The sequence below is a fragment of the Streptomyces bullii genome (assembly GCF_042657145.1).
Classification (GTDB): Bacteria; Actinomycetota; Actinomycetes; order Streptomycetales; family Streptomycetaceae; genus Streptomyces; species Streptomyces bullii.
This window is the reverse complement of sequence record NZ_JBHSNY010000008.1, coordinates 202097-224120: the sequence shown is the minus strand read 5'-3', so window position 1 is coordinate 224120 and position 22024 is coordinate 202097. Positions and strand designations below refer to the sequence as shown.

General features: G+C 70.9%; 17 protein-coding genes and 1 pseudogene. 8 read left to right on the top strand and 10 right to left on the bottom strand.

Annotated features, from left to right (window positions below; all coding sequences use genetic code 11):
- Positions 1–60: 60 nt before the first annotated feature.
- Entirely contained in the window at positions 61–933 is an 873-nt protein-coding gene (locus ACFPZJ_RS23900) for a glycerophosphodiester phosphodiesterase (protein WP_381025180.1), read from the bottom strand.
- A gap of 288 nt (positions 934–1221) precedes the next feature.
- Here ACFPZJ_RS23900 and ACFPZJ_RS23895 point away from each other — a divergent pair, with 288 nt between their 5' ends.
- The 6 genes from ACFPZJ_RS23895 (at position 1222) to ACFPZJ_RS23870 (ending at position 9824) form a co-directional block, all read left to right on the top strand.
- Entirely contained in the window at positions 1222–2085 is an 864-nt protein-coding gene (locus tag ACFPZJ_RS23895) for an MHYT domain-containing protein (protein ID WP_381025177.1), read from the top strand.
- A gap of 40 nt (positions 2086–2125) precedes the next feature.
- Positions 2126–4282 (top strand): excinuclease ABC subunit UvrB, encoded by a 2157-nt coding sequence (gene uvrB, locus ACFPZJ_RS23890; protein WP_381025175.1) that lies wholly within the window; start codon positions 2126–2128, stop codon positions 4280–4282.
- 192 nt (positions 4283–4474) lie between these two features.
- Positions 4475–5053 carry a TerD family protein gene (locus ACFPZJ_RS23885; RefSeq protein WP_381025172.1) on the top strand — a complete coding sequence of 193 codons (579 nt, stop codon included), beginning with the start codon at positions 4475–4477 and terminating at the stop codon, positions 5051–5053.
- Positions 5054–5129: 76 nt separating this feature from the next.
- The gene (locus tag ACFPZJ_RS23880; RefSeq protein WP_381025169.1) at positions 5130–7172 is read left to right on the top strand and encodes a TerD family protein; all 2043 of its coding nucleotides are present in this window, start codon (positions 5130–5132) and stop codon (positions 7170–7172) included.
- A 281-nt stretch (positions 7173–7453) separates the two neighbouring features.
- Positions 7454–8455, top strand: a complete 1002-nt coding sequence (locus tag ACFPZJ_RS23875; RefSeq protein ID WP_381025166.1) for a TerC family protein — start codon at positions 7454–7456, stop codon at positions 8453–8455.
- A gap of 268 nt (positions 8456–8723) precedes the next feature.
- On the top strand, positions 8724–9824 hold the full coding sequence (locus ACFPZJ_RS23870) for a calcium:cation antiporter (RefSeq protein WP_381025164.1): 1101 nt from the start codon (positions 8724–8726) through the stop codon (positions 9822–9824).
- Here the strand turns inward: ACFPZJ_RS23870 and ACFPZJ_RS23865 are convergent.
- Positions 9821–10388, bottom strand: a pseudogene (locus ACFPZJ_RS23865) (hypothetical protein); the annotation flags it as partial. The gene ACFPZJ_RS23870 and the pseudogene ACFPZJ_RS23865 overlap by 4 nt on opposite strands.
- A gap of 19 nt (positions 10389–10407) precedes the next feature.
- On the bottom strand, positions 10408–11454 hold the full coding sequence (locus ACFPZJ_RS23860) for a S66 family peptidase (RefSeq protein WP_381025161.1): 1047 nt from the start codon (positions 11452–11454) through the stop codon (positions 10408–10410).
- A gap of 102 nt (positions 11455–11556) precedes the next feature.
- Here ACFPZJ_RS23860 and aroQ point away from each other — a divergent pair, with 102 nt between their 5' ends.
- Positions 11557–12030, top strand: coding sequence for a type II 3-dehydroquinate dehydratase (gene aroQ, locus ACFPZJ_RS23855; RefSeq protein WP_381025158.1), 474 nt, complete (start codon positions 11557–11559; stop codon positions 12028–12030).
- Positions 12031–12112: 82 nt separating this feature from the next.
- Here the strand turns inward: aroQ and ACFPZJ_RS23850 are convergent, their stop codons facing one another.
- From ACFPZJ_RS23850 to ACFPZJ_RS23830, 5 genes are all read right to left on the bottom strand, one after another.
- A complete protein-coding gene (locus ACFPZJ_RS23850; protein ID WP_381025156.1) occupies positions 12113–12865 on the bottom strand; it encodes an amino acid ABC transporter ATP-binding protein in 753 nt (250 codons plus the stop codon).
- Entirely contained in the window at positions 12862–13752 is an 891-nt protein-coding gene (locus ACFPZJ_RS23845) for an amino acid ABC transporter permease (protein WP_381025153.1), read from the bottom strand. The genes ACFPZJ_RS23850 and ACFPZJ_RS23845 overlap by 4 nt, the downstream gene beginning before the upstream one ends.
- Positions 13749–14633, bottom strand: coding sequence for an ABC transporter substrate-binding protein (locus ACFPZJ_RS23840; protein ID WP_381025150.1), 885 nt, complete (start codon positions 14631–14633; stop codon positions 13749–13751). Before ACFPZJ_RS23840 ends, ACFPZJ_RS23845 begins: the two co-directional genes overlap by 4 nt.
- Positions 14634–15065: 432 nt before the next feature.
- Positions 15066–15722 (bottom strand): MBL fold metallo-hydrolase, encoded by a 657-nt coding sequence (locus ACFPZJ_RS23835; protein ID WP_381025147.1) that lies wholly within the window; start codon positions 15720–15722, stop codon positions 15066–15068.
- A 239-nt stretch (positions 15723–15961) separates the two neighbouring features.
- A complete protein-coding gene (locus ACFPZJ_RS23830; RefSeq protein ID WP_381025145.1) occupies positions 15962–16645 on the bottom strand; it encodes a maleylpyruvate isomerase family mycothiol-dependent enzyme in 684 nt (227 codons plus the stop codon).
- Positions 16646–16867: 222 nt separating this feature from the next.
- Here ACFPZJ_RS23830 and uvrA point away from each other — a divergent pair, with 222 nt between their 5' ends.
- Positions 16868–19882: an excinuclease ABC subunit UvrA gene (gene uvrA / locus ACFPZJ_RS23825; protein ID WP_381025142.1), complete on the top strand. Its 3015-nt coding sequence runs from the start codon at positions 16868–16870 to the stop codon at positions 19880–19882.
- Positions 19883–20002: 120 nt separating this feature from the next.
- On the opposite strand, the gene ACFPZJ_RS23820 is transcribed toward uvrA, so the two are convergent.
- Entirely contained in the window at positions 20003–20911 is a 909-nt protein-coding gene (locus tag ACFPZJ_RS23820; RefSeq protein ID WP_381025140.1) for a carbohydrate kinase family protein, read from the bottom strand.
- Positions 20892–21941: a LacI family DNA-binding transcriptional regulator gene (locus ACFPZJ_RS23815; RefSeq protein WP_381025137.1), complete on the bottom strand. Its 1050-nt coding sequence runs from the start codon at positions 21939–21941 to the stop codon at positions 20892–20894. Before ACFPZJ_RS23815 ends, ACFPZJ_RS23820 begins: the two co-directional genes overlap by 20 nt.
- Between the last annotated feature and the right edge of the window lie 83 nt (positions 21942–22024).

Below are 22024 nucleotides of genomic sequence, written 5' to 3'. Positions count from 1 at the left end.
CGACCCGCCACTGACAACGCCCCGACGGCGACGGCGGGCACCGCAAAGCGGCGGGACGGTTCAGCGGCGCACCGCGTTCCGCACCACGTCCGGCTTGTTGGTGATGATGCCGTCGACGCCGTACCCGGCGACCCGCTGGGCGGTGGCCGCGTCGTCGACGGTCCAGGTGAAGACCTCCAGTTGCCTGCCGTGCGGCCCCTTGAACGTGTGTACGGCGGCGACGTAGCCGCGGGACAGGGAACGGTGGGAGGGATTGATCTGGTCGGCGAAGGTCGCGTACGCGGGCAGGTTCGTCACGTGCGGGGTACCGAGGAAACCGGTCTTGACGGCCGGTTTCAGCGCGTGGACGGTACGGATGCTGTCCGCGCTGAAGCTCTGCACGACCAAGCGGTTCGCCAGGTGCCGCCGGTCCAGCCAGCCCTCGTTGCTGAGGACCTTGAGCGTCTGCCGCTCGATGCCCGGGTACAGCTCCGGGTTCTTGATCTCCAACAGGAGCTTCTGGTGGTGCAGCTCGACGCGGTGCACGAACTGCTCCAGTGTCGGCACGCGCGCGCCCGCGTAGGCCGGGCCGAACCAGCTTCCCGCGTCGAGGCGGGCGATCTCGGCGGCGGTGAAGTCCTTCACCTTCCACGGCGCCCGGTCGGGAAAGACCTCCTCGACGTCGGTCGTCCGCCGCAGGTTGTCGTCGTGGAGGACGACCAGCTCGCCGTCCCGGGTGCGCTGGACGTCGTTCTCCACCCAGCGGATGCCCAGGGCTGCCGCCTTGTCGACGGCGGCCAGGGTGTTCTCGGGCGCGTAGGCGGAAGCTCCCCGGTGTGCCACGACCAGCGGCCGTGTGCCGTCGTCGGCGGCCCGGGCGGCGGAGGCGGGGAACAGCAGGGCGGCGGTCCCCAAAAGCGCGGTGGTCGAAGCGGCGACAGCGCGCGCGTGCATGCGTACTCCTCGCGTCGAGCGATGGGACAGTCACGGACAGCTCAACTCTGACAGCAGAGGGTCAACAGAAGGGGAGTACACGATGGACACAGATTGAACGGGGCCGCCCCAACTCCGGTCACTGGTGCCGCACAACTGGGGCAAGGCAGTGTTTCTTTGCCGGAAAGTCGTTCGACCGCTCCGGTGGGAGTCATACTCTCTGCGTCAACCCTGACCGCTCGGGCGGTCCTGGGAGGGGGCGCACACCGGCGATTCCGGGACGTAAACGGGCGGGAAGGGCAGCCGCGCATGCAAGGCACGGTCGACGGATTCAGCTACGGCCTGATCACACCGTTGGTGGCCTACCTGATGGCCTGCCTGGGTGGTGCCCTCGGTCTGCGCTGCACCACCAGATCGATGCTGACCCGTTCCTGGCGCGCCGGCTGGCTCACCCTCGGCTCCGCCGCGATCGGATCCGGCATCTGGACCATGCACTTCGTGGCGATGATGGGCTTCACCGTCAAGGGGACGCCGATCCACTACGACAAGCCCATGACCTTCGCGAGCCTGGCCGTCGCCATCGTCATGGTGGGGATCGGGATCTTCATCGTCGGCCACCGGGGCGCGCGGGGGACGGCCCTGTTCACCGGCGGAACGATCACGGGCCTGGGCATCGCCTCCATGCACTACATGGGCATGGCCGGCATGCGCCTGGACGGGAGGCTGGAGTACAACACGGTCACCGTCGCCGCCTCCGTCGTCATCGCCATGGTCGCCGCCACGGCCGCGCTGTGGGCGGCCGGACAGGTCAGGGGCTTCCTGTGGAGCGTCGGCGCGAGCCTCGTCATGGGGCTCGCCGTCAGCGGCATGCACTACACCGGCATGGCCGCCCTCAGCGTCCACCTCCACGGCACGGCCGACCCCTCCCCGGGAGACTCGCCCGCGAACCTGCTCGCGCCCATGCTGATCGGCCCGCTCGCCTTCCTCCTCCTCGCGGGCGTGGTCGTGCTGTTCGACCCGCTGATGGTCACGGGCCGGCCCGCCGTGCTGCCCGCCGACCACAAGCCGGGCGTCCCGGCCCACACGGCCGCCCATCACGACTCCGCGCACCGGCTCCAGTTCCGCCCCCGCCGCCCGGCCGGACAGCGCTTCCGCACCCCGCAGAACCGCTGATCCCAGCCGGTTGTCAGTGCGGGGTCGTACGGTGGATTGCATGCGGCCCGTTTCCCACATCGAACGCACGGTGGCGCCCTTCGAGGTCGTCAGCCCCTACCAGCCCAGCGGCGACCAGCCGACGGCCATCGAAGAGCTCGCCCGGCGCATCCAGGCAGGCGAGAAGGACGTCGTCCTGCTCGGCGCGACCGGCACCGGCAAGTCCGCCACCACCGCGTGGATGATCGAGAAGCTCCAGCGCCCCACCCTCGTGATGGCGCCGAACAAGACGCTGGCCGCCCAGCTGGCGAACGAGTTCCGCGAGCTGCTGCCGAACAACGCCGTCGAGTACTTCGTCTCGTACTACGACTACTACCAGCCCGAGGCGTACGTCCCGCAGTCGGACACCTACATCGAGAAGGACTCCTCGATCAACGAGGAGGTCGAGCGCCTGCGCCACTCCGCGACCAACTCGCTGCTCACCCGCCGCGACGTCGTCGTGGTCGCCTCGGTCTCCTGCATCTACGGCCTCGGTACACCGCAGGAGTACGTGGACCGCATGGTCACCCTGCGGGTGGGCGACGAGATCGACCGGGACGAGCTGCTGCGCCGCTTCGTGGACATCCAGTACACGCGCAACGACATGGCGTTCACCCGCGGCACCTTCCGGGTCCGCGGCGACACCATCGAGATCTTCCCGGTCTACGAGGAGCTCGCGGTCCGCATCGAGATGTTCGGCGACGAGATCGAGGCGCTGTCCACCCTGCACCCGCTCACCGGCGAGATCCTCAGCGACGACCAGCAGCTGTACGTCTTCCCGGCCTCCCACTACATCGCCGGCCCCGAGCGCATGGAACGCGCGATCAACGGCATCGAGAAGGAGCTCCAGGAACGCCTGGCCGAGCTGGAGAAGCAGGGCAAGCTCCTGGAGGCCCAGCGCCTGCGGATGCGCACCACGTACGACATCGAGATGCTCCGCCAGATCGGCACCTGCTCCGGCGTCGAGAACTACTCGATGCACTTCGACGCTCGCGAGCCCGGCTCCCCGCCCAACACCCTGCTCGACTACTTCCCGGACGACTTCCTGCTCGTCATCGACGAGTCCCACGTCACCGTGCCGCAGATCGGCGCGATGTACGAGGGCGACGCCTCCCGCAAGCGCACCCTCGTCGACCACGGCTTCCGGCTGCCCTCCGCCCTCGACAACCGCCCCCTGAAATGGGAGGAGTTCCAGGAGCGCATCGGGCAGACCGTCTACCTGTCGGCGACCCCCGGAAACTACGAGCTGTCCCGCTCGGACGGCGTCGTCGAGCAGATCATCCGCCCCACCGGCCTCGTCGACCCGGAAGTCGTCGTCAAGCCCACCGAGGGCCAGATCGACGACCTGGTGCACGAGATCCGCGAGCGGGTCGAGAAGGACGAGCGCGTCCTGGTCACCACGCTCACCAAGAAGATGGCCGAGGACCTCACCGACTACTTCTTGGAACTCGGCATCCAGGTGCGCTACCTGCACAGCGACGTGGACACCCTGCGCCGCGTCGAGTTGCTGCGCGAACTGCGCTCCGGCGAGTTCGACGTCCTGGTCGGCATCAACCTCCTCAGGGAGGGCCTCGACCTGCCCGAGGTGTCCCTGGTGGCGATCCTCGACGCCGACAAGGAAGGCTTCCTGCGCTCGGGCACCTCCCTCATCCAGACCATCGGCCGCGCGGCGCGCAACGTCTCCGGCCAGGTCCACATGTACGCCGACAAGATCACCCCGGCGATGGAGAAGGCCATCGAGGAGACCAACCGCCGCCGGGAGAAGCAGGTCGCGTACAACAAGGAGAAGGGCATCGACCCGCAGCCGCTGCGCAAGAAGATCAACGACATCGTCGCGCAGATCGCCCGGGAGGACATCGACACCGAGCAGCTGCTCGGCTCGGGCTACCGCAGGGCCAGGAAGGACGGCGGAGGCACCAAGGCGCCCGTGCCGTCCCTCGGCGGCAAGGCGGCAGCGGCCAAGCCGGCGAAGCCGGCCAAGTCCGCCAAGGGCAAGGCCAAGGAGACGGTGCCGACCGACCGGCCCGCGGCCGAACTCGCCGAGCAGATCGAGGAGCTGACCGCCCGCATGCGGGCCGCCGCCGCCGACCTCCAGTTCGAGATCGCGGCGCGGCTGCGCGACGAGGTCAGCGAGATGAAGAAGGAACTGCGCCAGATGCAGGAGGCGGGCCTGTCCTGACGGGCGTGCGGGCGCCGGTCACCGCTGGGGACCGGCGCCCCGGCTGCCCCGCGAGCCCCCCTCGTGCGCGCAGTGTTGCAAGACCGACACAAAGTGCGGACCGGGGTACGGCACTGTCAGTGCCCCTGCGTAGGGTTCTCGTCAACCGCGGTCTTCGCGGCAACAGGGGACGTTCGAGAGGGGAATCAGCGCGTGACCGTCAACATGACCAAGGGTCAGGCCATCAGTCTGCAGAAGAACGACGGCGGCAGCCTGACCGCGGTGCGCATGGGTCTCGGCTGGCAGGCGGCTCCCCGGCGCGGCCTGTTCGGCTCGCGTACCCGGGAGATCGACCTCGACGCCTCCGCTGTCCTGTTCGCGGACAAGCAGCCGGTCGACGTCGTCTTCTTCCGCCATCTGGTGAGCGACGACGGCTCCGTGCGCCACACCGGGGACAACCTCGTCGGCGGTGTCGGCCAGGGCGGCGACGACGAGGCGATCCTCGTCGACCTGGCGCGCGTGCCCGTCCACATCGACCAGATCGTCTTCACCGTGAACTCCTTCACGGGCCAGACGTTCCAGGAGGTGCAGAACGCGTTCTGCCGCCTGGTCGACGAAACCAACGGCCAGGAACTCGCCCGGTACACGCTCGCCGGCGGTGGCCAGTACACGGCGCAGATCATGGCGAAGGTGCACCGCTCCGGTACGGGCTGGACGATGACGGCCCTCGGTACGCCGGCCAACGGCCGCACCTTCCAGGACCTGATGCCGTCCGTCCTGCCGCTCCTCTGAGAGCGCGCGGCGACCGGCCCCCGGCGGGCCGGCGATCAGCCACGACACGTCCACAGCGACACAGGGGGAGAAGGCGATGACGGCCGAGCTGGTGCGGGGGCAGAACCACCCGCTCTCCCAGTCCCGTCTCGAGATTAGGGTCTCGGCCGGCACGCCGATCGTGGCAGCGGCCACGCTCAGCGACACCGACGGCAAGGTCCACGGCGTCGAGTGGGTGGCCCACCCGGGTGCCCCGACCCTGCCGGGCCTCGAGGTGTCCCGGCAGGCGGCCGCCGACCATCGCCTCGCGGTGGACCTGGACGCCATGCCGGAGGCGGTGCACCGCGTCGATGTGCTGCTCGCCCTGCCCGCCGGGGACGGGGCGGGCCCGGTGCGCTTCGGCGCGGTGGCCGCCCCGTTCGTCGCCGTCACCGGCCTCGACGGCACCGAGGTCGCCACCTACACCCTCACCGGCCTGGACGCGGAGTCGGCCGTCGTCGCCCTGGAGCTCTACCGCCGCCAGGGAGCCTGGAAGGTGCGCGCCGTCGGCCAGGGCTACGCCGGCGGTCTCGCCGAACTCCTCACCGACCAGGGGCTGCCCGAGGCCCACCAGCTCGCGGCCGGCATCAACGAGGCGGTGGCCCGGGGCCTGGCCCGCTCGGTTCAGGCACCGCCGCCGCGCACGGCGGAGGGCGACCGCACACGGCAGGCAGCGGCCCCCGCCCTCGGCCACGACCAGGGCGGCGCCGCACCGCAGAGCGCCCCCGGACCCGTCCCTCCGGTGTCTCCGTACGGGCCGCAGGGTTCGTACGGTGGTCAGCTGCCCGGCGGGCCGGTGCACCCCGCCCCGCAGCCGCCGTACCCGGGGACCCCGGACCCCTCCCCGGTCACCCAGCCGTCCCCGTCCACCGCCGGCGGGCCGATCGACTACAGCCACCCGCGCCGCCGGAACGCGGCGCCACCCCCGCCCCCGCCGGCCGCGCCGCCGACCGCCCCCGGGCAGCCCGCCCGGCCCGTCGCGGGCGACGCGACCGGCTGGTCCATGGACGAGCGGCTCTACAACCAGGTGTGGGGCATGTTCGAGGACCTGGCCCGCACCACCGCCGCCTACCGCAGCGCCGTCGACTTCGCCGAGTCCCGCATGGACAAGGAGCTCGAACAGGTCCTGTCCGACCCGCGCGGCAGGATCGGTGGGCAGGGCGACGCCGCGCGCGAGGCGGCCCGCGCCAAGCACGACGCGCTGGTCGAGCAGGCCAGGGAGGCCCTCGACCGGGATCTCATCCAGCTCACCGCCGAGGCTGAGGTCGTCGAGCCCGCGCTTCCCCCGGCCTACGCCGGCTGGGACAACCCCGTCTGGCACGGCTACCGCGTGCCGAGGGAGATGCCCATGGCCCTGCGCCTGGGCGACCTCTATCTGCCCGAGGCCGCCGAGGTGCGCATACCGATGCTGGTCCGGCTGCCGCTGGAGCGCGGCCTGTGGATCGACAGCAGCCGGGCCGGATCGTTCGACGGGGCGTTCACCGACGCACACGAGGTGCGGCACCTGGCCATGGAGGCGGCGGTCGCGCACGCGGCGCGCCTGCTCGCCGTCCACCCGGCGGGCGAGTTCACCGTGCACGTCATCGATCCGGCCGGTTCGGCGGCACAGCCGCTGGCGCCGCTGGTGGGGACCGGCGTGCTCGCCACCCCGCCGGCCTCCGGCGCCGGCGGGGTGGCGGAGGTGCTGGCCCGGCTCACCCAGCGTGTCGACCTGGTGCAGATGGCGCTGCGCGGCGCCGCCGCCGACGCGCTGCCGCCCGGCTTCGACACCTCGCAGCAGCTGCTGATCGTCAACGACTTCCCGCACGGCTTCGACGACCGGGCCGTGAACCAGCTGCGCTACCTCGCGGACGAGGGACCGGACGTCGGGGTCCACCTGATGATGGTCGCCGACCGTGAGGAATCCTCGGGATACGGGCCGCTGCTCGACCCGCTGTGGCGTTCGCTGCTGCGGCTGACCCCCGTGCCCGACGACCATCTCGCCGACCCGTGGGTGGGGCACGCCTGGACGTACGAGCCCGCGCTAGTGCCGCCCGGCAGCCAGGTCCTGGAACAGGTGCTCACCCAGGTCGCTGCGGCCCGCCGGGACTGGAACCGTTGACCCCCGGCCCTGCACCAAGCGCACGTAAAGGCGTCTGACCAGGTAATTTGATGCTTCCTTTGCCAAGCTCTTTACCTTTCTTTGGTGATTGGGGTACTGTTCTTCGTACGGAGGGGAGTACTCCCTGTCTGTGCGGCGTGCCCGTCAATACGGATCTGGCCAGATCCCGGGGCGTCGGCCCATGGTTTCCGGACGCGCACCGCGCGTCGGATGTCCGGGGTGGAAGAGACCTCCGGCAGCGAAGTCGCTGACATGTTCCGTTGACGACTGCCGGAGGCGCAGTGGATGTTTCTCTGACCCTGTGGGTCCTGACCGTTGTGGGCCTTGCCGCCCTGATCGCGGTCGACTTCTTCATCGGCCGCAAGCCGCATGACGTGTCGATCAAGGAAGCCGGGATCTGGACGGCCGTCTGGATCGTTCTGGCCGTGCTCTTCGGGCTCGGCCTGCTCGTCTTCGGCGGCGGGCAGCCCGCCGGTGAGTTCTTCGCCGGCTTCATCACCGAGAAGTCGCTGAGCGTCGACAACCTCTTCGTCTTCGTCCTGATCATGGCGAAGTTCGCGGTGCCGTCGCAGTACCAGCAGCGGGTACTTCTGATCGGTGTCCTCATAGCCCTGGTCCTGCGGGCCGTCTTCATCGCCGCGGGCGCCGCGATCATCGCCAGCTTCTCGTGGGTGTTCTACCTCTTCGGCGCCTTCCTGATCTGGACCGCCTGGAAGCTCGTCCAGGAGGCCCGGGCCGAGGAGCACGACGAGGAGTACGAGGAGAACAAGCTGCTCAAGGCGGCCGAGCGCAGGTTCGGTGTCGCCGACCGCTACCACGGCACCAAGCTGTGGATCCAGCAGAACGGCAAGCGGGTCATGACGCCCATGCTGGTCGTGATGCTCGCGATCGGTACGACCGACGTGCTGTTCGCGCTGGACTCGATCCCCGCGATCTTCGGTCTGACGCAGGACCCGTACATCGTGTTCACCGCCAACGCCTTCGCCCTGATGGGGCTGCGGCAGCTGTACTTCCTCATCGGCGGCCTGCTGAAGAAGCTGGTCCACCTCTCGTACGGCCTGTCGATCATCCTGGGCTTCATCGGTGTGAAGCTGGTGCTGCACGCGCTGCACGAGTCCGGCGTCCACGTCCCTGAGATCAGCATCCCGGTCTCGCTCGGCGTGATCTGCTCGGTCCTGATCGTCACCACGATCACCAGCCTGCGGGCCTCCAGGAAGCAGGCGGCGGCCGAGGCGGCGCGCGAGCAAGGCGAAGACGCCCCGAAGGACAGCGCCGACGTCTGACCGGACGGACGCGGGAAGAACCCCACCGGGAGCGATGTGCGGCGAACGGCCGACCATCGCTCCCGGTGTTCGCTCCGCCCGCGGGCCGGCTCGGGCGGACCGCGGGTTTGCGCGGGGCTGGAAAAGCTCCTGGAGATCCGGCGCGTTCCTGAGTCCCTCAGCGGATACCTGAAGTCCCCACCGGGGCCGTGGGCGGGCCCACCTCCGCCTACCACGCTCCTGGCGCGACCGGAATGCGACCCCCCTCCCCGTCTGCGACGATCGCCGCATGATCCCTCGCCTCAGGGCGCTCACGACCGCGTGGACGGCCGTGGTACCCGTGGTCGCGGTCGTCCTGCTGGTCCTCACCTGGGGCCGCGATCTGCCCGGCGTGGTCGTCGCGCTGGTCACCCTGGTGCTCGCGGGGGCCGTGCTGGCCGCCGTGCACCACGCCGAGGTGGTCGCCCACCGGGTGGGCGAACCCTACGGCTCCCTCGTCCTCGCCGTCGCGGTCACGATCATCGAGGTCGCCCTGATCGTCACCCTCATGATCGACGGCGGGGACAAGACCTCCACGCTCGCCAGGGACACGGTCTTCGCGGCGGTGATGATCACCTGCAACGGCGTCGTCGGGCTCAGCCTCCTCGTCGCCGCGCTGCGCCACCGCACGGCCGTGTTCAACCCGGAGGGAACCGGCGCCGCCCTCGCCACGGTCGCGACCCTGGCCACGCTCAGCCTGGTACTGCCGACCTTCACCACCAGCAAACCGGGGCCGGAGTTCTCCACCGCCCAGCTGACCTTCGCCGCACTCTCCTCGCTGGCCCTGTACGGCCTGTTCGTCGCGACCCAGACCGTGCGGCACCGCGACTACTTCCTCCCCCTCACCCGGCAGGGCGAAGTGATCACCGCGGACGACCACGCCGCCGCGCCGACCGCCCGTACCGCGCTGATCAGCGTGGGGCTGCTGGGACTGGCCCTGGTCGGCGTGGTCGGACTTGCCAAAGGGGTGTCGCCCACCATCGAGTCGGGCGTGGAGTCCGCCGGGCTGCACCACGCCGTCGTCGGCGTGATCATTGCGCTGCTCGTCCTGCTCCCCGAGACCATCGCCGCGCTGCGTGCCGCCCGCCGCGACCGGGTGCAGACCAGCCTGAACCTCGCCCTCGGCTCGTCGATGGCCAGCATCGGACTGACCATCCCCGCCGTCGCCCTCGCGTCCGTCTGGCTCTCCGGTCCGCTCGTCCTCGGTCTCGGCGCCGTCCACATGGTGCTGCTCGCCCTGACCGTCGTGGTGGCCTCGCTGACGGTCGCCCCGGGCCGGGCCACGCCCCTGCAGGGCGGAGTGCACCTGGTGCTCTTCGCGGCGTACCTGGAGCTGGCGATCAATCCCTAGACGTACCGCCCGCCCACCCGACGCGGGCTCCGCGTCTTCCGCCGGGCGCGCACTCCGCGGCCCTCCGCTGCTCTCGTGGGCTCCGCCGCCCTCACCCCGACGCCGGCCCCGCCGCCGCCCGCCGGTACCGGCCGGGTCTCGTGCAGCAGCGCGAGGCAGTCCAGGCTGAGCAGCGCGACCCCCGTCAGATAGGCGCCCTCGCCAACGGCACCCGGCCGCCCTGTTCCGCGAGCGCCGTCGCCACGATCGGGGTGAGCGCGCCCTCGCGGAACCCGCCGAGATGGTGAGCCGACGGCGGCACCGGTACGGCGCACGAACGCCTGCCCGGACCTGCTCGCCAGGTTGCCGCCCGGAGCCCGTGACGAACCGGGCGCGTACAGCTCCAGCAGGTGCGCGGTGATCACCGCGTCACGGCGTAGAAGATCGCGTACCCCACCGCCAGCGCCCCGCCGGTCAGGAGGAGCCGCCCGTGGTCGCGCACGACCTCGGTGAACGGCACGCGCGCGTGGTCGTCGATGTCCAGAACCGGGGACTCTCGGTGAGGGACGACCGCAGCCGCAGACCGACCGGGCTCCGTACCGCTTCAGTACGTGACGGTGATGCGCCGGGCGGGTCCGTCGACGCGGATGACGCCTCCGTAGGGCAGCACGAGCTGCGGATCGGTGTGCCCGAAGTCCACGTCGAACACGATCGTGGCGTCGGGGGCGTACTCCCGCATCGCGCGCAGCACCGCCTCCCGCTGGTCGGCGGCGTAACGGGCGCCCTCCTCCGGGCTGCCGGGGTGCTCGAAGGACCACGTCTTCGGGCGGCCCATCAGGAGGGCGGGAAACCGCTGGAGCAGCCCCCGCTCGCCCATGCCGCGCAGGGTGTAGTAGACCTCTCTGGCGCTCGGCATATCCTCGGACGTCTCAAGGAGCAGCACACCGCCGTCGTACTCCGACAGGTCCCGGGCGATCTCCCGGTCGGCCATCAGCAGCCACCCGACGATCTCCAGGCAGCCGCCCCAACTGCGGCCCTCGACCACCTGGTCGGCGTTGTGCCAGGTCCAGCCGGTGCCGGGCCGGGTCTCCGGCTCCGCGTCGAACGTGGCCGGGTCCGCCCAGTCGCGGTCGATGTCGCGCCACCGCTCGGCGGGCCTCAGCTCGTACTCGCCGGAGGTGAACAGGGCCGCCCGGAGGGACTCAGCGGTGTGGGGGTGCATGGCTCCCGGGCGGCCCAGTTCGCACATCACGCTCGCGCCGTGGAAGCCGACGATGCCGCTGTTGCGCAGGAAGGCCAGCAGGTTGGTGTTGTCGCTCATCCCGAAGAACGGCTTCGGGTTCGCCCGGATCAACTCCCGGTCCAGCAGCGGCAGCACGGTGATCTGGTCGTCGCCGCCGATGGAGGCGACGACCGCCTTGATGTCCGGATCGGCGAAGGCGGCATGCAGGTCGGCGGCCCGTTCCCGGGGCGTCGAGCCCATCTTCCGGGTCGCCGGATACTCCACCGGCTCCAGCCCGAACTCCTTGCGCAGCCGCTCCAGACCCAGCTCGTGCGGGAGCGGGAAAAGCCCCGGCAGGCCACCGGAGGGCGAGACGACAGCGACACGGTCGCCGGGTACGGGCTTGGGTGGGTACGAGGCGGTCGTCATGGCGTGAGGCTACGGCCCGTCGCGCTGTCGGCGCACCGTGATAAACCGGGTCCGAGCAGCGGTCCCGTCGACCGCCCGACCCCCGAACGGACCGGAGGAACCGTGCCCCGCACCCTGGCCAACGCCCCGATCATGATCCTCAACGGCCCCAACCTGAACCTGCTCGGCCAGCGCCAGCCGGAGATCTACGGTTCCGACACCCTCGCCGACGTGGAGTCCCTGTGCGCGAAGGCGGCGGCCGCGCACGGCGGCACGGTCGACTTCCGCCAGTCCAACCACGAGGGCGAGCTGGTGGACTGGATCCAGGAGGCACGGCTGCGCCACTGCGGGATCGTCATCAACCCGGGCGCCTACTCGCACACCTCCGTCGCGATCCTCGACGCGCTCAACACCTGCGACGGGCTTCCGGTGATCGAGGTCCACATCTCCAACATCCACAAGCGTGAGTCGTTCCGGCACCACTCCTACGTCTCGCTGCGCGCCGATGGGGTCATCGCGGGCTGCGGAGTGCAGGGATACGTGTTCGGCGTGGAGCGGGTCGCGGTGCTGGCGGGGACGGGGAAGGCGGACGCGTGAGCGAGCAGCCACGGGAGGAGCTCCGGTCGGGCGCGGCACAGGCGGGGCGGCTGTAAGCACCGCCCGCCAAGGCGCGCACTCCTTACAGTCGCCCCGCCTCCACGATCCGCCGCAGAAAGCGCCGCGTGCGCTCCTGCCGCGGCTCTCCGAAGACCTCCTCGGCCGTGCCGCGTTCCAGCACCACACCTGCGTCCAGGAAGCACACCTGGTCGGCGACCTCGCGGGCGAAGCCCATCTCGTGCGTGGCCAGCATCATGGTCATGCCCTCGTCCTTCAGACCGCGGACGACGTCAAGGACCTCCCCGACCAGCTCGGGGTCGAGAGCGGCGGTGATCTCGTCGAGCAGCAGCAGCCGGGGGCGTACGGCCAGGGCGCGCACGATCGCCACCCGCTGCTGCTGCCCGCCGCTCAGCCGGTCCGGGTACTCTCCCGCCTTGGCGCCGAGCCCGAGCCGCTCCAGCAGCTCCCGCGCGTGCTCCTCGGCCCGGTCGCGGGAGACACCGTGCACCCGGCGCGGGGCGAGGGTGATGTTCTCCAGGACGGTCATGTGCGGAAACAGGTTGTACGCCTGGAAGACCACGCCGATCCGGCGGCGCACCGCGTCCTGGTCGACGCGCGGGTCGGTGATCTCGTCGCCGTCCAGCCAGATCGCCCCGTCGTCGATCTCCTCCAGCAGGTTGGCGCACCTGAGCAGCGTCGACTTGCCGGAACCGGAGGCTCCGATCAGGGCGGTGACCGTGTGCGGGGCGACCTCCAGATCGACGTCCCGCAGCACCACCGAACCGCCGAACGTCTTGCGGACGGACTCCATCCGCAGCACCGGCGCGTCGCTCATGTCGTCCCTCCCTGGGCGCGCCGGCGGTCCATCCGGGCCGTCACCCAGTCCGTGAAGCGGGTCATCGGGATCGTCAGCGCGACGAAGACCAGTCCCGCGACGATGTACGGCGTGTAGTTGAGGCTGCGTCCGACGATGATGTCGGCGGCCCGTACGGCGTCCACGGCGCCGCCGATCGACACGAGCCCGGTGTCCTTCTGCAGCGACACCAGGTCGTTCAGCAACGGCGGCACCTGGCGCCGCACGGCCTGCGGCAGGACCACGTACCGCAGCGCCTGCCGGTTGCTGAGCCCGAGCGAGCGGGCCGCCGCGCGCTGCGAGGGGTGCACCGACTCGATGCCGGCGCGGAACACCTCGGCGACGTAGGCGGAGTACGTCAGCGTGAGCGCCGTACCGCCGAGCAGCACCGGGTCGACGGTCACGCCCTGCAGCCGCAGCGCGGGAACGCCGAACACCACGATCATCAGGTTGATGATCAGCGGCAGTCCGCGGAAGAAGTCCGTGTACGCGGCGGCCAGCACGCGCAGCGGGAAGAAGACCGGGCCGCGCAGGGTCCGGGCGATCGCGATCAGCATGCCGAGGACCAGCACCGCTGCGCCGCAGACCAGCAGCAGCCGGACGTTGAGCCACAGCCCTTCCAGCACCCTCGGGAACGCCTCGCGCGCGTAACCCCAGTCGAAGAACGTCTCCTTGGTGCGGGACCAGCCCGGCGCGTTGACGACGACCAGGTACAGCACGGCGGCGGTGACGAGGGTCGACAGCGCGGCGATCGCCGTGGCACGGCGGGCCCGGGCGCGCCGGTAGCGCTCGCGGTCGAGCCGTCGCCGCGAGGGCTCGTACGTGTCGTCCGCGCCCTCCCGCCCCGACACGCCCTTGACGACCGTCACTTGAGCACCGGCGCGTCGACGGCGTCCGACAGCCACTCCTGCTCGATCCTCGCGAGCGTGCCGTCCTCGCGCAGGGCGTCGACGGCCCGCGTCACGCAGGAGGTGAGGGCGCTTTCCTTGTCCAGCACGAGCCCGAACTGCTCCGGCGTGCCGCCCCGGTTCTCGAACTGGCCGACGATCCGCGCGTCGGTCACCTCGGCCGAGGTGATGTAGAAGGCGGTCGGCAGGTCCGTGACGACGGCGTCGACCTGACCGTTCTTCAGTGCCGACTTGGCCTGGTCGTTCTTGGCGTACACGGCGGCCGCCCGCTTCGGCTGCACCACGTCGTGGATGTAGTTCAGGCTGGTGGTGCCGACCTGCGCGCCGAGCTTGACGTCCCTCAGGTCCGCGATGCTCTTCGCCCCCGCCGCCTTGGAGCCCTTCAGCGCGATGACGGCCTGGCGCACGTCGTAGTAACCGGACGAGAAGTCCACGGCCTTCTTGCGCTCGGTGCTGATCGACACCTGGTTGATGTCGAAGTCGAAGGTCTTTTCGCCGGGCGCGAAGGCCTTGTTGAAGGGGACGGTCTGCCAGACGACGGCGTTCTCGCCGTAACCGAGCTCCTTGGCCACGGCGTACGCGACCGCCGACTCGAAGCCCTTGCCGTTCGCCGGGTCGTCGTCCTTGAACCACGGCTCGTACGCGGGCTTGTCGGTGGCGATCGTCAGCTTGCCCGGGGCTTTCGTGGTCAGCTCGCCCTTGGCGCAGCTGTCCACGGCCCCGTCGGACGGCTTGCCGGCCGCCTGCTCCTCCGGCTGCGGAGCACAGCCGACGGCGGTGGCGAGGAGGACGACGGTGGCGGCGGCGACGGCACGGCGCAGAGCGCGCGGGGCATGAGGCATGGCGGGAGATTGACAGTCCGTGGACCCGCTTGTCGAGGTCACGGCGGCGATCGTCCGCATAGTGGGAACGAGTGTTGCGTTCTCGTGAACCTTCCCTGTCCACCCGGGAGTTGGGAGTTGGAGGCCCGCCGGGGCCGCCGGCCGAGGGCGGGGATCGGGTGAGACCGGCGGCCCGTCCGCACAGGAGCCGTCGTCCTGAGCGGCACTGCTACCAGTTGACCGCGCCCCTACGCGCGCCGGGAGCGCGCGCGGGGCACCGGCGCGTGCGCGGGATTCACACGGGGCGCGTGGCTGGTTTCACGCGAGGCCAGTGGCGGGCTGCACACGGAGCGCGCGCGCGGGATGCGGACGACGTGCCTGTGCGGACTCCAGGCGCCGTGCCTGTGTGTGGGATGTGGGCGACGTGCCTGTGCGGGGCGCGTATCGCGCCCGTCACCACCCTCGTGCGTGCCACTCCGGCAGATGCGGGCGTTCCGCGCCCAGGGTGGTGTCGTTCCCATGGCCGGGGTAGACCCAGGTCTCGTCCGGGAGCACATCGAAGATCTTGGTCTCGACGTCGTGGATCAGACTGGCGAACGCCCTGGGGTCGTTGTGTGTGTTGCCCACGCCTCCCGGGAACAGGCAGTCCCCCGTGAACACATGGGGGTGCCCGTGCGGGTCGTCGTAGACGAGGACGATCGAGCCGGGGGTGTGCCCGACGAGGTGGCGCGCGGTGAGTTCGACGTGCCCCACCCGGATCGTGTCGCCGTCGTCGACCAGGACGTCGGTCGGCACGGGGATGCCCTCGGCGTCCTCGCGGCCCGCGTACGTGCGCGCGCCGGTGGCCGCCACGACATCGGCGAGCGCCTGCCAGTGGTCGCCGTGCCGGTGGGTGGTGACGACGGACGCGATGCCGTCGTCACCGATCATGCCCAGCAGCGCGTCGGCGTCGTTCGCGGCGTCGATCAGCAGCTGCTCGTCCGTCGCCCGGCAGCGCAGCAGATAGGCGTTGTTGTTCATCGGACCGACCGCGATCTTGGTGATCATCAGGTCCTTGAGTTCGTGCACGTCGGCGGGTCCGCCGACCGTCACCTGCCCGCTGTACGTCATGGTCGCCAGCCTATAGCGGGGGAGTGGTCCGGGACCGTTCCCGCCCCCCAGGGGAGCAGTGCCCGGGGACGGTCCCCCGCCCTGCAGCGGGCGTAGTGCCGGAGGGGGGAACTGTCCCCGCCTGCAACGGGCGAGGTGCCGGAGGGGAACCGCCCCCGGCCCTGCCGCGGGCACGGCGTCGGAAGGGAACCGCCTCCGCCCCTGCCGAGGGAGCAGTGCCGACGGGGATGCGTCCTGCTCTACAGCGGCGGCAGTGCCGGAAGGGGGCCGCCCTCCACCCTCAGCCCGGATCCGTCACGGCGGCCGGCGAGCCAGCCGAGCAGCTCGGCCCGCGATCCGCTGACGGTCAGCTCGGGCTCGCCCTCCCGTCCCGTGCGCCACGCGCGCGTGCCGTCCGTCAGCCGCGTGGGACGCACGTCGGGATGCCCGGTGAAGCGCTCGGCGAGGAAGCCGATCTCCCGCTCCGTGAACTCCGCGGGGAGGTCCTCCAGCTCGTACCCGATCCCCAGGTCCACGTGATGCAGCTCCACCTCCACCCACCGCCGGAACGGCACCCGGGACGCCGAGTCCGTGACCCCGTTGCGCAGCTCCACCGTGCGCGACCAGTCCGCCGGTACGGCCCCCGCCTCCTGGAAGCGGTCCGCGCTCGCGCGCAGGTCGGCGAGGTGGACGTCCAAGGGGCGCGGGGCGTCCCGCTCGATGTCGCCGTCCCGGGCCTCGGCGGAGACGTACATGGGACGGCCCTGCAGGACGTTCACCAGAGCGTCCGCGTTGCGGGCCAGGTGGGCCAGCACATGGCCACGGGTCCAGCCGGGCAGCCGTGACGCGTGCGTCACAGAGGCGTTGTCCAGTTTGCCGACTGCGGTCAGCAGCCGCTCGGTCGCGTCACGTACAGACGCCAGGTCATGAGCGTGATCAATCATGGTGCTGACCCTAGCCGCGTCACACCTTCGGGTGAAGGTGGTGCACCCGTGCCGTAAATCGAATGCACGTGCTATATGGTCTGGAGCGGCGTCGGGCATCCTGGAAGGCGGGGTTTGTTGGCAACCCGTGCATCCGACCGGCGTTGTCAGTGGCTCCCCCTAGTCTGAGAAAGCACGGGGGCCCCGCCCCTGTCACTTCTCTCAAGAAAGGTGCGGACCGGCGTGGCCGACCGTCTCATCGTTCGTGGAGCGCGCGAGCACAACCTCAAGAACGTCTCGCTCGACCTCCCGCGCGACTCGCTCATCGTCTTCACGGGCCTGTCGGGGTCGGGCAAGTCCTCGCTGGCCTTCGACACGATCTTCGCCGAGGGGCAGCGGCGGTACGTGGAGTCGCTCTCCTCGTACGCCCGGCAGTTCCTCGGCCAGATGGACAAGCCGGACGTCGACTTCATCGAGGGCCTGTCCCCGGCCGTCTCCATCGACCAGAAGTCGACCTCGCGCAACCCGCGCTCGACGGTCGGCACGATCACCGAGGTCTACGACTACCTGCGGCTGCTCTTCGCGCGCATCGGCAAGCCGCACTGCCCCGAGTGCGGCCGCCCCATCTCGCGCCAGTCGCCGCAGGCCATCGTCGACAGGGTCCTGGAGCTGCCCGAGGGCAGCCGCTTCCAGGTGCTCTCCCCGCTGGTGCGCGAGCGCAAGGGCGAGTTCGTCGACCTGTTCGCCGACCTCCAGACCAAGGGCTACTCCCGCGCGCGCGTGGACGGCGAGACGGTGCAGCTGTCCAACCCGCCGACGCTGAAGAAGCAGGAGAAGCACACCATCGAGGTGGTCGTCGACCGCCTCACGGTGAAGGACTCCGCCAAGCGCCGCCTCACCGACTCCGTGGAGACCGCCCTCGGCCTGTCCGGCGGCATGGTCGTGCTCGACTTCGTCGACCTCCCCGAGGACGACCCCGAGCGCGAGCGCATGTTCTCGGAGCACCTGTACTGCCCGTACGACGACCTGTCCTTCGAGGAGCTGGAGCCCCGCTCCTTCTCCTTCAACTCGCCCTTCGGCGCCTGCCCGGACTGCACCGGCATCGGCACGCGCATGGAGGTCGACCCCGAGCTGATCGTCCCGGACCCGGACAAGACGCTCGACGAGGGCGCCATCCACCCCTGGTCGCTCGGCCACACCAAGGACTATTTCGACCGGCAGGTCGGCGCCCTCGCGACGGCCCTCGGGTTCCGGACGGACATCCCCTTCGCGGGCCTGCCGCAGCGCGCCAAGAAGGCGCTGCTGTACGGCCACAAGACGCAGATCGAGGTCCGCTACCGCAACCGGTACGGGCGCGAGCGCGTGTACATGGCGTCCTTCGAGGGTGCCGTCAACTTCGTCAAGCGCCGGCACAGCGACGCCGAGTCCGACGCCAGCCGTGAGCGCTTCGAGGGCTACATGCGCGAGGTGCCCTGCCCCACCTGTGAGGGCACGCGCCTCAAGCCCGTCGTCCTCGCGGTCACGATCATGGGCAAGTCCATCGCCGAGGTCTCCGCGATGTCCATCAGCGACTGCGCGGACTTCCTGGGCGAGCTCAAGCTCACCGCCCGCGACAAGAAGATCGCCGAGCGAGTGCTGAAGGAGGTCAACGAGCGGCTGCGGTTCCTGGTCGACGTCGGCCTGGACTACCTCTCGCTCAACCGCGCCGCCGGCACGCTCTCCGGTGGCGAGGCCCAGCGCATCCGCCTGGCCACCCAGATCGGCTCCGGCCTCGTCGGCGTCCTGTACGTCCTCGACGAGCCGTCCATCGGCCTGCACCAGCGCGACAACCACCGGCTGATCGAGACCCTGGTCCGGCTGCGCGACATGGGCAACACGCTCATCGTCGTCGAGCACGACGAGGACACCATCAAGACCGCCGACTGGGTCGTCGACATCGGTCCCGGCGCCGGCGAGCACGGCGGCAAGGTCGTGCACAGCGGCTCCCTGAAGGAGCTCCTCGCCAACGAGGAGTCGCAGACCGGCCAGTACCTGGCGGGCAAGAAGTCCATCCCGGTGCCCGAGATCCGCCGCCCGGTCGACCCCTCCCGGCAGCTCACGGTGCACGGCGCCCGCGAGAACAACCTCCAGGACATCGACGTGTCCTTCCCGCTGGGCGTGTTCACCGCCGTCACCGGCGTGTCCGGCTCCGGCAAGTCCACGCTGGTCAACGACATCCTGTACACGCACCTGGCCCGCGAGCTGAACGGCGCCCGCAGCGTGCCCGGGCGGCACACGCGCGTGGACGGCGACGACCTCGTCGACAAGGTCGTCCACGTCGACCAGTCGCCCATCGGCCGCACCCCGCGCTCCAACCCGGCGACGTACACCGGCGTCTTCGACCACATCCGCAAGCTGTTCGCCGAGACCACCGAGGCGAAGGTCCGCGGCTACATGCCCGGCCGCTTCTCCTTCAACGTCAAGGGCGGCCGCTGCGAGAACTGCGCGGGCGACGGCACGATCAAGATCGAGATGAACTTCCTCCCGGACGTGTACGTCCCGTGCGAGGTCTGCCACGGCGCCCGGTACAACCGGGAGACCCTGGAGGTGCACTACAAGGGCAAGTCCATCGCCGACGTCCTGAACATGCCCATCGAAGAGGCCATGCACTTCTTCGAGGCCGTCCCGGCGATCTCCCGCCACCTCAGGACGCTCAACGACGTCGGTCTGGGCTACGTCCGGCTCGGCCAGTCCGCGACCACCCTGTCCGGCGGTGAGGCGCAGCGCGTCAAGCTCGCCAGCGAACTGCAGAAGCGCTCCACCGGCCGCACGGTCTACGTCCTGGACGAGCCGACCACCGGTCTGCACTTCGAGGACATCAGCAAGCTGCTCAGCGTGCTGTCCGGGCTGGTCGACAAGGGCAACACGGTCATCGTCATCGAGCACAACCTCGACGTGATCAAGACGGCCGACTGGATCGTCGACATGGGGCCCGAGGGCGGCGCCGGCGGCGGTCTGGTCGTCGCCGAGGGCACGCCCGAGCAGGTCGCGGGCGTACCGGCCAGCCACACCGGCAAGTTCCTGCGCGACGTCCTGGGCGCGGAGCGGATCAGCGACGCGTCCTCCGTCAAGGTGCCCGCCCAGACGACGGCCAAGAAGACGGTCGCGGCCAGGGCCACCACCAGGAAGACCGCCACCAGGACGGTCAACAGCACCGCCACCAACAAGACGGCCACCAAGGCCGCCGCGAAGAAGACGACCCGGGCACGCAAGGTTTGAGGACGCCGTACCGACGCGCCGTGCCGCCCCGGGCTCCCTCCCCGTAGCGGGCACGGCGCGTCGGCGTCCCACCCACCCGGCAGCCGTCTCCCGCTCTCCGGCTCCCCGAGCCGACCGACGTCAGCCCTCCAGCTCGTGCGCGTACGGCGGCTCCGCCCCCGCCCGCGAGCAGGTGATCGCCGCCGCACGCGCGGCGAAGCCCAGCAGCCCGGCCCAGCCGTCCGCGCCCAGCGCGGCAAGGGCCGGCGCGCTGAGGGCGTCCCGCACCGCCAGGCCGTGCAGCAGCGCGGCGTTGACGGTGTCGCCCGCGCCGATCGTGTCCACCACCTCGACCCGCTCACCAGGCACCGCGTACACCCCGCCGTCACGGGTGAACGCGGTCAGCCCGTCGCCGCCCTGGGTGACCACGACCGCGGCCGGGCCGGCCGCCAGCCACTCCTGTGGCGTGCCGCCGAGCCACTCGGCGTCCTCGGCCGACAGTTTCAGCAGCGACACCGACGGCAGCCAGCTCTTGAACCGGGCCCGGTAGGCGTCCGCGTCCGGGATCAGCCCGGCCCGGATGTTCGGGTCCAGGGCGGTGAACACGCCCTGCCCGGAGGCCGTGCGCATCAGCTCCTCGTACGCGCTCGCCCCCGGCTCCAGCACCAGCGAGCAGGTGCCGAAGGAGACGGCTCGGGTTCCGGGCGGCAGCGCGGCGGGTGCCGTGAACAGCCGGTCGGCCGTGCCCTCCACGTAGAAGGAGTACGAGGCGGAGCCGTCCGCGCCGACGGAGGCGACCGCGAGCGTGGTCGGCTCGGAGCCGCGCTGCACCGACGACACGTCCACCCCGGTCTCGCGCAGCCGGTCGAGGAGCGCCTCGCCGAACGCGTCGTACGACACCCGGGAGCAGAAGGCGGCGGGGGAGCCGAGCCGTCCCAGCGCCACCGCGGTGTTGTACGGGCCGCCGCCGAGCGCCGGCGTCAGCGCCGCCAGGGCGCCGGTGCCCCGCGGTACCAGGTCGATCAGTGCCTCACCGGCGACGACGATCATGCGACGTTCCTCTCTGGGGTTGCTCCGGCTGTTCGGGACAGCCGCACGAGGTGCGGTGGACGAAGGCGCAGGGCAGCCGCACCGTCCGCGCGGGCCGGTCCGGCTCGGCGAGACGGTCCAGGAGCACCCGTACCGCCGTCGCGCCGATGTCCCGGCTGGGCTGTGCGATCGCGGTGAGCCGGGGCGCGAACAGGTCCGCCCAGGCGAAGTCGTCGAAACAGCACAGCGCGATGTCCTCGGGTACGGACAGGCCGCCGTCGCGCAGGGCGCGCAGGGCGCCGATCGTCATCGCGTTGTTGGCGGTGACCAGCGCGGTGGGCGGCTGGTCGAGGGAGAGCAGGGCCGCCGTGGCCCGCTCGGCGCCCGCCGACTCCGAGTGGCCGTGCACCAGGAGCCGCTCGTCGTACGCGAGCCCCGCGGCCGCCAGGCCGTTCCGGTAGCCGGTGATCCGTTCACCCGTGGTGCTCAGCCCGGGCCGCCCCGCCACCAGCGCGATCCGGCGGTGGCCGAGGCCGGCGAGATGGGTGACGAGCTCGGCCGTCGGCCCGGCGTTCTCCGTGGCGACCTGGTCGATACGCGGCGTTTCCACCAGCCGGTCCAGGAACACGGCCGGTACGTCGTGCCGCCCGAGGTAGGCGAGCAGCTCCGCCGGATCCGCGGAGGGTGCGACGATCATGCCGTCCACCCGGCGCTCGTGCAGCAGCTGGACGACCTTGCGCTCGTGCACCGGGTCGTCGTGCGGGTCGGCGATGAGCAGGCTGTAGCCGTGTTCCAGGGCGCAGGCCTCGACGCCCTGGAGGATCTCCGTGAAGTACGGATTGCTGATCGCCGACACCGCGAGCCCGATGGACCGGGTGCGGGACGTCACCAGGGACCGGGCCAGGGAGTTCGGGGTGTAGCCGAGCTCCTCGACGGCGTCCAGGACCGCCTGGCGGGTGTGCGGAAGCACCGGCCGTGTGCCGTTGAGCACGTGCGAGACGGTCGCCACGGACACCCCGGCGCTCCGCGCCACATCGGCCATGGTCGCCATCGGCGTGCTCCCTTCCGCGCGTGCGGCCTTCCGTGCACTGGCCGGGAACGTACCGCATTCGGCGGCGCGCGTAAACGCTTGCG

Coding starts and splice junctions, on each gene's coding strand:
- ACFPZJ_RS23900 (WP_381025180.1), bottom strand. CDS start 933: ATGCACGCGCGCGCTGTCGCCGCTTCGACCACCGCGCTTTTGGGGACC.
- ACFPZJ_RS23895 (WP_381025177.1), top strand. CDS start 1,222: ATGCAAGGCACGGTCGACGGATTCAGCTACGGCCTGATCACACCGTTG.
- uvrB (WP_381025175.1), top strand. CDS start 2,126: ATGCGGCCCGTTTCCCACATCGAACGCACGGTGGCGCCCTTCGAGGTC.
- ACFPZJ_RS23880 (WP_381025169.1), top strand. CDS start 5,130: ATGACGGCCGAGCTGGTGCGGGGGCAGAACCACCCGCTCTCCCAGTCC.
- ACFPZJ_RS23870 (WP_381025164.1), top strand. CDS start 8,724: ATGATCCCTCGCCTCAGGGCGCTCACGACCGCGTGGACGGCCGTGGTA.
- ACFPZJ_RS23860 (WP_381025161.1), bottom strand. CDS start 11,454: ATGACGACCGCCTCGTACCCACCCAAGCCCGTACCCGGCGACCGTGTC.
- ACFPZJ_RS23850 (WP_381025156.1), bottom strand. CDS start 12,865: ATGAGCGACGCGCCGGTGCTGCGGATGGAGTCCGTCCGCAAGACGTTC.
- ACFPZJ_RS23840 (WP_381025150.1), bottom strand. CDS start 14,633: ATGCCTCATGCCCCGCGCGCTCTGCGCCGTGCCGTCGCCGCCGCCACC.
- ACFPZJ_RS23835 (WP_381025147.1), bottom strand. CDS start 15,722: ATGACGTACAGCGGGCAGGTGACGGTCGGCGGACCCGCCGACGTGCAC.
- ACFPZJ_RS23830 (WP_381025145.1), bottom strand. CDS start 16,645: ATGATTGATCACGCTCATGACCTGGCGTCTGTACGTGACGCGACCGAG.
- ACFPZJ_RS23820 (WP_381025140.1), bottom strand. CDS start 20,911: ATGATCGTCGTCGCCGGTGAGGCACTGATCGACCTGGTACCGCGGGGC.
- ACFPZJ_RS23815 (WP_381025137.1), bottom strand. CDS start 21,941: ATGGCGACCATGGCCGATGTGGCGCGGAGCGCCGGGGTGTCCGTGGCG.